The following is an 11,987-nucleotide window of genomic DNA, read 5'->3' as shown; positions in this document are numbered from 1 at the left end:
ACTTCGGTCGRCACACCTCAGTCACATCACCTTGGGATTTTGGTGGTCAAGCGCCCCCGACGTTGCGCGGATGGATGTGGCGCGACGCCCTTTGGGCCGAACCGCTCGCCAATCGTCGATCCAGACGACCCGCCTCCGAGAACGACGCGGCCACGATCCGCGGCACTATCGACTGGCTCAAAAAAGATAAGAGTAACAACTTCTCTAATATGGCTCCATGCCGTCATCGACCGCTCTTCCCCGATGCCGTTCTCTAGAATGCGCTACAAATTTTCGCTCATCTCCGGCCACGTATCTGAGATTGCGTATCCCGTAGGATATGGATCATCCTCTTCGAGGACGTAAACGCATTCGGCGGTGATCCAGGCACRCCCACTGATGGCCGGTATAATAGCGCTGTATGGCCMCACGGTCGTCGTACGGAGTATTTCCGACGTAAACACTGAGTCGATCAATGACCTGTGCGCAAACGGCTGCCCCACGCCAATTTCCCCCTTGGCATGCATGACCGCAAGCCGAGCTGAGGTTCCCGTACCGCAGGGGCAGCGATCGACTCGTCCAGGCGAGACAATGACAGCATTCTTTGACTCGGCTCCCTGGGTGGTAAGTCGAATTGGATGCACAAACATGACCTGGGTGATACCAGGTAACTCGGGGTTCAACGGATGGGATACGGCGATCTGCGCCGCAGCGGCGGCCTTGATTGTCTGTCCCAAGTCACTGAGCCGACGGCCCTCGGAGGCATGAAGCTCAAACCCAAACTGGCGTGCGTCCACGATGGCATAAGTCATGCCGCCGTATCCCACATCTACATTCAACTCGCCAAAGTTTGGAACGTGAATTCTCCTTTCGAGACAATACGCAAAGGCGGGTTGGTTCGTGAACCGAACAGCACCAACCTTCCCATCCGTGGTATCGCATTCAATCTCGATGAGACCCGCGGGTGCTTCGAGTCTGAACCGGGTTAGCGATTGGGTGATCGGAACAATGCTAGCCTTGAGCAGGGTGGTGGCTACGCTGATTGTGTTCCCACCCGACATCTCGGGATATTCCTCCGCCTCGCCAATTATGAAGGCCGCAACCGCTTCTGGGTTTTCTGTAGGCACAACGAAGTTGACGCTCTGAATCATGCTCCCCCGGGGTTCACGTAGAAAAAACTGGCGCAGGCCGTCGTGGTTGTCTCGGAAGAATTTCATTTTTTCAAAAGCGGTCCCCTCGGGGAGTGTGGGGAGCCCGGAAACAACAACTTTCTCTACGTCACCCTCACAATGGCAGTCGTAGGTCGTAAATTGGGACCTAATTCGATTAATGGACATGCGCGACGTTTGAGGCATAACGACTGCCTTTGCAGAGACAACACGGGGAAGTCGGCCCGGGCGAGGGGCCACAATGGGCGGGCCTGAACCAGCTTTGGACCTTAGGAGTAGCTGGCCACCGGCTCCCCCAGAACATCCATCCTTGGTACAATGCCTAAGCCTGGTGTATCCGGAGCCTCCACGCGACCATCGATGATGTGAAAAGCTTCATCAGCCGTCTTTAAGGCAACCATGGCTCGAAGGTCGACAACGCAACGCAGGTACTTTTCAGGGATCGTCTGCCCCATATGCACGATCGCAGCGAACGCGAGTGCCGACCCAATCGTGTCTTGAACGCTCATGGTGTAACCAGCTGCCAAGGCCATGTCTCGGTGACGGCGACCTCTTGTCAAACCGCCGTTCTTAGAGATTTTCAGTCCAAATCCCTCCGCCGCATCATCGGCTATCAATTGCGCGATCGATGCGTCGCTTGCGGCAAGCTCATCCCAGATCACTGGAATGTCGCTACGTCGGCGGAGCGACAGGCATTCGCGCCAAGTCGCACAGGGCGCCTCGAGTACGAAATCAAGGCCGTGCGGGAGCAAGCGTAACATGCGAAGTGCTGTTTCAACCGTCAGCCCCCCATTGGCGTCCACAATGAAGTACTCGCCCGTTTTTTTGTCAGCTAGCGCCGCCGCGATGCGAGCCGCATCTTCGGCCGGTTCTCCGCCGATCTTAACCGAATGGCCTCGATATCCTCTGGCGCGATGCTCGGCTACGTTACGACGCATGTTCTCKGGTTCATCCATTCGGATGGACGAGATTAGGGGCATCTTAACGTTAGTTCGCCCTCCCAATAGTTCGCAGACCGGGAGATCAACTGATTTACCGAAGACATCCCAGCACGCCACATCAATGGCTGTCTTGGCATGTTCGTGGCCGAGCAGCGCCGCATCCATGGCGTCGTTGATTCGATCAACGCGCCTGGGATCAAGTCCAATCAAGTGGGGAGCTATTTCCGCTATCCCGGAGCGCACACCTAAGGCATGGGAGGCAATGTAATTCGACCCAAAGGGCGTACTTTCGCCCCATCCCTCAAGTCCGGTTTGGGTCGTAACGCGCACCATCGTCGCGTCGAAGGTCATGTATTCGCGACCCCCTGACAGGAGATATACCCCGCCCGCGTATGGGAGATCGACCTTGAAGACGTCAATACGCGCAATCTTAAGCTCCGACATCCGACGATCTTTCTTCAATGGGGAATGACGAGAACGAGCTTGCCGGGGATAGTTTTTGACAGAAAATCTTTCTGAGCGTTGACTATATCTCTTAATGGGTAAGTTTTTCCTACGAATGGACGAATCTCACCATTCTCAATATAGGAAACGAGGTTTGTGGATACTTCAGCGGCCTGGATCGTACATCCATAGAAGGTGAGGTCTTTGAGATAAAGCGTTCGCACATCTAGCTCAACGATGGGCCCGGCTATAGCCCCGGCCACCGCATATCGTCCGCCTTTCTTTAAGACGTTGAGGAGCGCTGCGAAACCTGGGCCTGCCGCTACGTCGATAGCAACATCCGCGACTTCATTGCCGAGGTGCTTGCTCAGGRCATCGCCCCGCGGGATAACGCGGTCGGCGCCAAGCTCTCTCAGTTGCGCGAGCTTGYTGGCGCCCGCGATGGCGGTGACAATGGCTCCGCGGCGTTTTGCAAGCTGAATGGCAGCTGATCCCACACCGCCAGAGGCACCAGTTATGATCACATGTTCATCTCGTTTGACCCCAGCACGGTGCAACATRTTTTCTGCCGTTGAATAGGCGACTGGCATGGACGCGAGCTCAATGTCGCTCCAATCGCATTCCACCCTGTCGGCGTCGATGGACGGCACTTTTGTATATTGCGCGAATGCCCCATCGCACTCCGATCCAAATACCCAGCCTTCCATCGGTTTGAAATCTGCATACGAATGAATAATGTTCCGTACAATGACGCGATCTCCGATACGGGAGGGGTCCACGCCGTCTCCAACTTCAACGATGYGACCACAGCAGTCGCCCCCTTGGATTCGTGGAAAGGTCATGGGAGTGCCTGACCACGTAGCGTCAGCGTTCTCAAGCGCTTCAAAGCCTTGCGCCGCACCAGCCTCCGTCGCACTGTTCACAGCTTTCGAATACCAGCCAATCCGTGTGTTGATGTCGGTGTTGTTGATGCCGGCAGCCGCGACGCGGATCAGGACCTCGCCGCGACCTGGTCTGGGTACTGRTATGTCCTCACGGTATTCAAGCTTGTCGAAACCTCCGTGTCCTGTCAGCAACACCCCGGTCATCAAATCCGGGATGACAACYGAGTGATCCGAAGATTTCACATTGCGCATTGCCCTTAGCCTCCGTTGGTTCGCTCTCGAATTTTCTGAATGAGTATCGAAACGCTATGGCGGTGCTAGGGACATAACAACCGGATAAAAAGTCATGGCCTACGGGAGAAAATGTTATCGCCGGGTCGTTGCAATTCCGGGGAAAGTAGCGCTGCAGGAGTTTGGGAGCGCGCGAAAGCCGCAAGCTTGGCGTTGAGGTGCCGTCCGACGCGGACCCGCCTGGCGCAACGACCGCCGGCGAGCGCCGCGCCTCGTCCGACGAGAACGAGGCGGTCCGCCGTTGCGGGCGATCTTTAGACTAGGCGGCGGCCACTTCGACCTCACCTTGGACACGTTAAAAAGCGCCACCGTTCCCCCGATGGCCTTGGTGGGGTGAATAGTGCGAGATTGATGCCATCACTGACCGAGCTGCGATAGACCACGCCATCGAAGCCGCTCATTTTTTGATGAACTCGCAGAGATACTGGCTCGGGATTTAGTCGATCGCCGCACCCGCCGACTGCACCGGCCGTRTCAATTCCTCGCCCAGGCGCTCGAGGGACGGCAAGTCGGCACGCAACTGGCCGATCTCGGTCGCGTCGGTCAGGATGAAAGGTGATACGAGCTTGCGCGGATTGGGCAGACCCACGGCCTCAAGTCGGGAATGGTAAAGTCCGCAACGCAAGCAACCTCCCCGGTATGCGGCCTAATCTCGGCCGCAGCCGTTTCGGGAAGCGATCCTAGATAGAGATAGGGTATGCCGGCGGGATTAGCCCGGCCATGTGACGATCGTCGCTTCGGCGGTGCGCCCATCTTTTCAATCGGGAAGACCTCATCCTCAGTGCGAATTCGCGCACGATACCATTGCCGGGGCAACGGCGGCTCCAGCAGCATGTCGAGTAGCTGGCGGAGACGGTCGCCGCCTGTTTCGAGGATCGTACTGAGGCGGTTGCGGCATAGCGGGATCGAGTTCGTCGGAGGTGCGCATCTCCTGCRCCACAGCTTAGCCATCCAACTTGTTGAGCAGCGACGGCCGATCAACGAAGTCGCCGATCTCCTAGGACACCGCAGCATCAACACAACGGCGCTGTACGTAAAGCTCGCGACCTCGCAACTCGCCGAGGTCGCCCTTCCCTTTCCGGAAGCGTGGCATGACCGCCTTCGCCCGGTTCCTCGGCGCGCCAGGACAGCTCCGCCACATAATCTCGGCCGACACATAAATGCGGATCCCGGCCCAACGTCTCCTGAACCTGCAGAGCCAGGCCGGCACGCATATCGGTCCTGCCGGCCGCCAACCAGATCCGCACCTGGCTCGGACCGGGATCATCAAACGCCCAGCGCCTTCACCATCGCCGCCGCCAGTGTCGGTGGCGTGGTCAGCGGAATCCGCAGCCRCATTTTGCCGGCGATCTCCAGCTCGATCACCGCTGGTGGCGCCGCCGGCCTCGAAGCGGCGACAGGCTCATCGGGTACCACAACAACTTCGGCAAAGCCCGTCTCGCGGGCTCTCATCRTGCGGCGCCACTTATAGATCAGGCTGGTCGCGACGCTACCGCCGCCACCGCAGACCCGGGCGCGAATGCYGCGGCCAGTATCCGGCACCAATCTTCTTCACTCCAACGACGGCGACGCTCAGGCCTTCCACTGGTCGACTGCCTTCCTGCTCGCTACCGGCTACGCCACAAGGCTCTGGCGCCCCGTGCTCCGCGGCCATGAACCGGCGACATCATCGCCCCGATCCGGGACACAACGGGGGTGAACTCCCGTCTCGACGACGAGGGCGTCGACCATCAATGCCCTCGAAGAGAATCCGCCGCCCGGTCGCGAGCCGATCGAGTGGAAGCTGGTGACCAACTTGCCAGTCGAAGATCTTTCCGCGGCAGTCGAGAAGCTCGGCTGGTACGCCCTGCGCTGGAAGGCGTAGGTCTTCCACAAGGTCATGAAGTCCGGCTGCCGTGCCGAGGAGGCGAGGCTCGAGACCTGGCGAAGTTCCTAGCCCTCATCGCGGTGGTCAGCTGGCGCATATTCTTCATCCACTATGTCGGCGCGCCAAGCCAGACGTCGATGGTGTCGCCGGCGAAATCGACAAACACCTTCTCGTCGCCCAGGTGCGTCTGACGCATCGTCGGGCGTTCGCGCCCTTTCCAGGCCTCGAAGGTCGTACAAAACCAAGTGTAGCCCAAGCCTTCGGGATTGGCGGCGCGATACTCTTCCCACAGCAGCACCCGCGTTACATTCGCGCCGGCGCAACTCCTTCTCGACATAGCTCCAATCGGGCACCGGCCGCCGGGGGCTTTGCGACGCTACCTTCTCCGCCGGGAAGAGCAGCAGCTCAATACCTTCGTCATCCATCCCCTCGGGCAGCGGCCAGCTCAGCTCGGCAAGACGGGCGCCGCAGATAACCATGCACGACGCCACTGCTGACCCCGAGCGTGTGCGCGATGGCGCGCTCGGTCGGGCCCTGGACATGCTAGACTAAACTTCCCTGATCCGGCGCATCGACAAATTCTGGCTTGGGGCCAGCCTTCTTCGATTTGAACGAGCATCCTGTAGACAGGCTGAGTTGTCGGCCGAAGCGTCCAGCACCTCCGAAAAGGTGCTCACGATCTGAAATACGCATCTGGGAGACCGCAGCTAATATGCCGCTCGAGACCAACTGGTACGATATTTTATCGAGCCTTTACGACTTCTCAACTGTTACAATGTTTGCGAAAAAGATTAACATAAAATCGCTTTATGCAGCGAGAGGATGGGTTAGAAGTTGGCAGCGCTCGTTTGCCGAAGACGACGCTAAACCGGTAAGCTTTGTGCAGCAGTGAAACACCATGCGCAAGTGGATGCGGAGCAGCAACTATGAAGGCCCCCGGACGACTTCTGTATCTCAAGCTCGAGGGCTGGCAACGCGAGTTCCCAGCCATTTTTTGCAGGTGCCCTCACCAGATTTGCAAACGGCGGAAAGGAGGCATGTGCAGTCGAGTTTGGCCGATTTCTCGATCAGGCTGAAGGGGGTGAATTTGCCCTGAATTTTGATTGCCCGTGGGTTGCATATGAGTGGCGCTGAGGAATCAAGTGGTCTTTCGATTAGAGAAAAGGAATGTATCTTATGGGTAGCGCGAGGAAAATCGTCATGGGAAACGGGCAAGATTCTAAATATATCGCATAATACAGTTAATTTCCACATAAAGAATGCGATGAGAAAATTGGGAGTTTCTAGTCGAACTTCCGCAGCTATAAAGGCAATAAATACGGGAGTGATAGAATTATGAGACGTTAAAAACGTTACAGCTCGCCAATGAGATTTGGATCTGATCCGCAGATCACCATACCGGTCAGCCAGTGGCCTATGACAATGCCGCATCCAAAGGCCTTGCAGAAGCCCGCACCCGATCACTAGCAAACTCGGATCAAACTTCTTGCGTCGCCTTCCTACACCCCCTTATCCGGCCTCAGGCAGATTTTGCAGCATGTTGTTCGCAGCTGCCATCTGCGCCGTATGGATGGCCCCTTTGGGCAAGAGGCAAAATGACGACGACGGCGTAAGTCTGGAGCGGTTCATGTATTCGGCCTTTAGTGCGTTCGATTTGACGACCGCTGACCTGCAAGGGTTACGCGGATCGGTTCCAATCATTCTAGTGGTTTCCACCTAACAGAAGGGTCCGATACCGGGATTCCCCTTTGGCGGCGTGTGTGCGAGTCTGCCGGATGCGCACAGGAATCTCGCTCACCGTGTCTTCGATTGATCGAGCGAGCATCAGGGGTCGCAATGCGCCGCAGAAGCACGTCTGGCGAGCCGAGATCATCCTGCTGAGCGCCGCTGGCGTCGGACGGCACTGTACGTGTTGCGCTGGAGCGCTTCGCCGCGGAATGTTTCGAGGGACTGTTGCGCGACAAGACGCAACCTCGCGCATTCCGCCGCTCCGACCGGAAGTGGCCGAGCGCGTGGTGGCGCTGACATTGAAAGACCCGCCCGGCGAAACGACGCACTGGACCGCCGACATGATGGCGCAAGCAGCCGACATCAGTGCCAGCGCGGTCAGACGCATCTGGAAGGCGCACGGGCTGCAGCCGAACCGCTGGCGGCAGTTCAAGCTCTCCAGCGATCCGCAGTTCGTCGACAAGCTGCGCGACGTGGTCGGCCTTTACGTCGACCCGCCGGCGCACGCCATCGTGCTGTCGGTCGATGAGAAGAGCCAGATCCAGGCCCTCGACCGCACCCAGCCCGGCCTGCCCATGAAGAAAGGCAGGCTCGGCACAATGACCCACGACTACAAGCGCAATGGCACGACCACGCTGTTCGCCGCCCTCAACGTGCTCGACGGCACCGTCATCGGCAGGAACATGCAGCGCCACCGCCATCAGGAGTTCATTCGCTTTCTCAACACCGTCGATGCCGAGGTGCCGGCCGACAAGGCCGTTCACGTCATCCTCGACAACTACGCCGCCCATAAGCACCCTAAGGTGCGTGCCTGGCTCAACCGCCATCAGCGCTTCACCTTCCACTTCACCCCCACGTCTTGCTCCTGGCTCAACRCCGTCGAGGGCTTCTTCGCCAAGCTGTCGAAGCGACGCCTCAAGCGAGGCGTCTTTCATTCTGTCGACTTGCAGGCGGCCATCAACCGCTTCCTCGCCGAGCACAATCGACAACCCAAACCCTTCTCCTGGACTGCCGACCCCGACAAAATCATCGCCGCCGTCAAACGTGGGCACCAAGTGTTAGATCAATCCACTAGCGCGCTTTCGTGTCGCGATGACGAAGGCGGAGTGTGCCGATCCAGGTCCTGACCATTTTGCCGTGCTGCCTTTTTGCTCCTTACGCTGTTAAGGGCCTCGCTTCCGGTTAGGCCGCAGCCGGTGCCCTGTATTGTTGTCTCGATTGCAGCATTGCCCAGATGATGCGGGCGGTCTTGGCCGCCTGGGCCACGACGACGACCTTGACCGGCCGCCTGGCCAGCAGGCCGCGTATCCAGGGCGAGCCCTTGTCGGATTTGGCCCTGACCTGACGCAGCCAGGAACTGGCGCCATGAATGAGCAGCCTTCGCAGATCCCTGTCGCCGGCGCGGCTGATATGGCCTGTCGGCCAGTGCTTGCCGCCGGTGTCATGGCTCTTGYGGGTCAGGCCCAGCCAGGCTGYGAAGTCCCTGGCCGAAGCGAACTGGCGACCGTCGCCGATGGCCGCCATGGTTGCATGCGCGATGATCGGGCCGACGCTCGGGATCGTCGTAAGCCGCAAGGCCGCTCGCTGCTGCCTGACCTCAGCCAGGATCTGCTTGTCCAGCTTGCCGATCTCGCCATCCAGAGCGCGGCATTGCCCGGCCGGAGACGTCGCTCATCTGACCTTCTGCATGATCAGCCGTCCTTCACCGTCGCAAGCGGTGTGGAGTTTCGAGTTCAGCCCACCTCTTGTTCGCCCGTCATGATGCGCTCGGGCTTCGGCCCTTCGCCGACAAGKCCGGCAAAGATGCGGTCGAACACGCCCAGCCGGTTCCAGCGAATGAAGCGGTTATAGAGCGTCTTGTGCGGGCCGTAGCCCGCCGGCGCACCCTTCCACCGCAGGCCATTGATCACGTAGACGATCCCGCTCATTATCCGCGCCATCTGGTGCTCGCTCAGCAGAAACACATCACCCATCACGAGCTCCTTCATCGGAAACCGTGAACGCATGGCCCGCGCCGTCCGCAAGGGGTATTTTGAAGATCGCTCTGTTCAGTCTGCGTCAAATTATCCGGTCTCGAGGTCGTGGCTCCGGCCAAGATGGAGATCCGCGCAGTCTGGTCCTCACAAATCATCCCGTCGATCGCCACCGCGATCCGCGATCGATCCAGGGCTCTACCCCCGGAAGCTGTTCCGCCACGTTGCGGCACAGCTTCCCGATGTCCTTGGCCACAGCGGTCTCGAGCGACCGTTCACTTCGTCCAGGTTTCCAAGCTGCCGTTCGACTGTCAGGCCATCTTCCTCTCACCACTCGCAGATTGTGGTGACCTCAGCTTAACAGCCGGAGGCCATCGGGTTCCCTATGCTCGCCGGATCGAAGCCATGCTCCTTGCTCAGGACCGCCCAGACGRTGCGCGCCAGCTTGGCCGCCAATGCCACCACGACGACGTTCTTGTACGTTCGCTCCAACAGGCCGCCGAGCGGGGTGTCCTGAGCCGTAATGCGCGGCAGCACCGCACGTGCGCCGTTGATCAGGTTGGCCCGCAGATAGCGGTTGCCGCGCTTGGATATGCCGGGCAGTCGCGGGTTGCCTCCAGTGGTCGGCTGTCGAGGCGCCAAGCCCAGCCAGGCCGCGAGGTCACGGCCGCGCCCGAAGCCGCGCGCGTCACCAACGGCCGCGACAAGCGCAGTGGCGTTTGACAACGATCCCGGGGATCGTCGCAAGCAGACGCGCTTCTTTGTCCGTGCGCGCCATCTGCACGAACTCCGCATCAAAGGCGGCAATCCGCTCATCAAAGTTGCGCCATTCRGCACGCGGGTCCTCGACCAGAGGCGCATCTGCGGCGATAGTCCGGGGATCGTCCTCGTCCGCGAAGACCACCAGCTGGGCTTCCATTTGCTGCCGTCCCTTCGGAGCCACGATCCCGCGTTCCAACAATAGCGCGCGCAGATGGTTGATCAGCGCTGTGCGCACCGCCACCAGACGTGAGCGCGCCCGATGCAAGGCCTGAATGTCCGATTGCGCCGCGCTCTTTACCGGCACGAAGCGCATCGTGGCTGCCTCCGCGATCGCCTCGGCATCGCGGTCGTCATTTTTGTTTGGCCTTCACGTAGGGGCGAACGTATTCCGGCGACATCAGCCGGATCRTGTAACCAGCAGCGCCGAGCACCCGGCCGAGTTGATGCGCGCTGCAGCAGGCTTCCATCGCCACAATGCAAGCCGGCAAGGAGCCGACAAAATCCGCTACGCCGTCGCGACGATGCCGTTGACGTAGGAAGGCGGCGCCACCTCATCCAGCCCGACGAGGCTGCACACTTCTTGCCAAGATCAATTCCAAGCACGAAAATCGACATCGGTCAGTTCCTCTCTCCTTCCAAAACAGAGCGATCTTTACCGATCGCTCCAGAGAGGGGCGGCCCATGCATAATCACACCTCAAACAAATTAATAGGTCCTGAGCCTAGTCGGACCGGGGAGCCGTTCTCGAGAAATCCGCTTAGCTTGTTGATTTTCTCTCCGGCGCCGGCGTCTGACGGTTTGCTGGGCGAAGCGGCCTATCAAGTTTTCTGCGCGAGCGCTTTGCCGCCTCGATGGYATTGTGCGCCATGTGTCCGAGGCACAACTCAGCCTGGCGCCCGATTTAGCCAGTGCATCGCCGATTTACCTTTCGCGGTCACCGGTTCATTACCGCAATCACGCCATCCATGTGCTCGGCCATCGTGAGACGAAGTCGCCCCCGGGAGGCGGCATGCCACCCGTTATGGCGCTCAGGTTCGAGGGGCTCTGGTGGTGTTGTGGGGGAGGCGTCCGACCGGCTCTGCTCGAAGCGACGAAGCCGCTGATCCCCGTCTTATTGCCGACGATTGAGCAGCATGGCCAGATACTGAATGGCGAGCTTCGCGACAAGGTGCTGACGATCAGCGCGGCCACGATGGATCGGGCCCTGTCGCAGGTAAGTCTTGTTCGTGGCTAGCGAYGGGCACGCCGTCCGTCGAAATGAGTTCGGCGGTGCGCCGATCGGTCCCGATCCGCACCTTCGGGGCCTGGAACGACCCGCCGCCCGGCTATGTCAAGTCTGAGTTCGCGGCCCATTCCGGSACACCTCCTCGTCCGGTAGCTTTGTGCAGACGATGGTTTTGGYCGATATCGCAACTGGCTGGAACCAATATCTCTCCTCGTGTGTGACGAGACTACCATTCCAGGTAGGCGCAGAGGTCGAGCTTGCGGTCTACAACGCTACGRCCATCAGGGACTCCAATTGCGATGCTATGGCTCATCGTTTGATTGAGGAAGGATCATGCTTCAAGAGAATRCCTCAAGCTGGCCATCTGCCTTCGAAACGCTCGAATCAAACGGGCGGTCATATTCGCGGACATGTTCGGGAGCCATTCTCGAGGAGGAGAATGGCTCCGAGTTTATCGACTTTCTCTCCGGCGCGGGCGTCCATCGGCTAGAGATGGCTACTTCTGCAAAAAAGAGTTCATGGAGTGTTTTGACGCCACGTCCGCGTCGACTGCCACACAAATTCCAGTTTCCCGGTCATATGGAGGGTGGGATGTCAATGGACGGCTGCCGGAATCGAAGGTGCTAAAGGATCAGGCTGGGCGACCGTCTGGGTCCGTTGAGGCGTTATCAAGCGGGCGGCGCGCTCACGGCATCTATCATCTAGACAGCTTGCAAGTTGCCGA

At 59.2% G+C, this 11,987-nt stretch carries 8 protein-coding genes and 7 pseudogenes; 5 read left to right on the top strand and 10 right to left on the bottom strand.

The window, feature by feature from the left end; genetic code table 11:
- Positions 1-263 precede the first annotated feature (263 nt).
- From LCM4576_RS30205 to LCM4576_RS37430, 5 genes are all read right to left on the bottom strand, one after another.
- On the bottom strand, positions 264-1,316 hold the full coding sequence (locus LCM4576_RS30205) for a proline racemase family protein (protein ID WP_071036075.1): 1,053 nt from the start codon (positions 1,314-1,316) through the stop codon (positions 264-266).
- Between the two features lie 101 nt (positions 1,317-1,417).
- Positions 1,418-2,533 (bottom strand): mandelate racemase/muconate lactonizing enzyme family protein, encoded by a 1,116-nt coding sequence (locus LCM4576_RS30200; RefSeq protein WP_071036053.1) that lies wholly within the window; start codon positions 2,531-2,533, stop codon positions 1,418-1,420.
- 14 nt (positions 2,534-2,547) lie between these two features.
- Complete coding sequence (locus LCM4576_RS30195; protein WP_071036052.1) at positions 2,548-3,669, bottom strand: alcohol dehydrogenase family protein; 1,122 nt, start codon at positions 3,667-3,669, stop codon at positions 2,548-2,550.
- Positions 3,670-4,144: 475 nt separating this feature from the next.
- Complete coding sequence (locus LCM4576_RS37435) at positions 4,145-4,297, bottom strand: hypothetical protein (protein WP_244510960.1); 153 nt, start codon at positions 4,295-4,297, stop codon at positions 4,145-4,147.
- Positions 4,252-4,461 carry an RES domain-containing protein gene (locus LCM4576_RS37430; RefSeq protein ID WP_244510957.1) on the bottom strand — a complete coding sequence of 70 codons (210 nt, stop codon included), beginning with the start codon at positions 4,459-4,461 and terminating at the stop codon, positions 4,252-4,254. Before LCM4576_RS37430 ends, LCM4576_RS37435 begins: the two co-directional genes overlap by 46 nt.
- On the opposite strand from LCM4576_RS37430, the pseudogene LCM4576_RS37670 reads away from it, so the two are divergent.
- A pseudogene (locus LCM4576_RS37670) lies at positions 4,406-4,696 on the top strand (hypothetical protein); the annotation flags it as partial. The gene LCM4576_RS37430 and the pseudogene LCM4576_RS37670 sit on opposite strands and share 56 nt — an antisense overlap.
- Positions 4,697-4,974: 278 nt before the next feature.
- On the opposite strand, the gene LCM4576_RS30185 reads toward LCM4576_RS37670, so the two are convergent.
- The gene (locus LCM4576_RS30185; protein WP_071036051.1) at positions 4,975-5,160 is read right to left on the bottom strand and encodes a transposase; all 186 of its coding nucleotides are present in this window, start codon (positions 5,158-5,160) and stop codon (positions 4,975-4,977) included.
- 145 nt (positions 5,161-5,305) lie between these two features.
- On the opposite strand from LCM4576_RS30185, the pseudogene LCM4576_RS36140 reads away from it, so the two are divergent.
- Positions 5,306-5,391 (top strand): annotated as a pseudogene (locus LCM4576_RS36140) (YecA family protein); the annotation flags it as partial.
- A gap of 314 nt (positions 5,392-5,705) precedes the next feature.
- Here LCM4576_RS36140 and LCM4576_RS35420 read toward each other — a convergent pair.
- Positions 5,706-6,147: pseudogene (locus LCM4576_RS35420) on the bottom strand (IS21 family transposase); the annotation flags it as partial.
- Between the two features lie 575 nt (positions 6,148-6,722).
- On the opposite strand from LCM4576_RS35420, the pseudogene LCM4576_RS35415 reads away from it, so the two are divergent.
- Positions 6,723-6,914, top strand: a pseudogene (locus LCM4576_RS35415) (helix-turn-helix transcriptional regulator); the annotation flags it as partial.
- Positions 6,915-7,350: 436 nt separating this feature from the next.
- Positions 7,351-8,430: pseudogene (locus LCM4576_RS30165) on the top strand (IS630 family transposase).
- Positions 8,431-8,485: 55 nt separating this feature from the next.
- Here LCM4576_RS30165 and LCM4576_RS30160 read toward each other — a convergent pair.
- From LCM4576_RS30160 to LCM4576_RS30150, 3 genes and pseudogenes are all read right to left on the bottom strand, one after another.
- The gene (locus LCM4576_RS30160; protein ID WP_071036047.1) at positions 8,486-8,878 is read right to left on the bottom strand and encodes a transposase; all 393 of its coding nucleotides are present in this window, start codon (positions 8,876-8,878) and stop codon (positions 8,486-8,488) included.
- Positions 8,879-8,998: 120 nt separating this feature from the next.
- Positions 8,999-9,237 (bottom strand): annotated as a pseudogene (locus LCM4576_RS30155) (transposase); the annotation flags it as partial.
- A 396-nt stretch (positions 9,238-9,633) separates the two neighbouring features.
- A pseudogene (locus LCM4576_RS30150) lies at positions 9,634-10,653 on the bottom strand (IS110 family transposase).
- A 394-nt stretch (positions 10,654-11,047) separates the two neighbouring features.
- Between LCM4576_RS30150 and LCM4576_RS36975 the strand changes: the two are divergent.
- Complete coding sequence (locus LCM4576_RS36975; RefSeq protein ID WP_071036046.1) at positions 11,048-11,272, top strand: hypothetical protein; 225 nt, start codon at positions 11,048-11,050, stop codon at positions 11,270-11,272.
- Positions 11,273-11,987: the final 715 nt, after the last annotated feature.

The sequence above is a fragment of the Mesorhizobium sp. LCM 4576 genome (genome assembly GCF_001854815.1).
Lineage (GTDB): Bacteria > Pseudomonadota > Alphaproteobacteria > Rhizobiales > Rhizobiaceae > Mesorhizobium > Mesorhizobium plurifarium.
The sequence above is the reverse complement of the archived record's forward strand: the minus strand, read 5'-3'. Positions and strand labels throughout refer to the sequence as shown.

Excerpts from the sequence above, each read along its gene's own strand:
- LCM4576_RS36975 (WP_071036046.1), top strand. The coding sequence starts at position 11,048 with ATGCCACCCGTTATGGCGCTCAGGTTCGAGGGGCTCTGGTGGTGTTGT.
- LCM4576_RS37430 (WP_244510957.1), bottom strand. The coding sequence starts at position 4,461 with ATGGGCGCACCGCCGAAGCGACGATCGTCACATGGCCGGGCTAATCCC.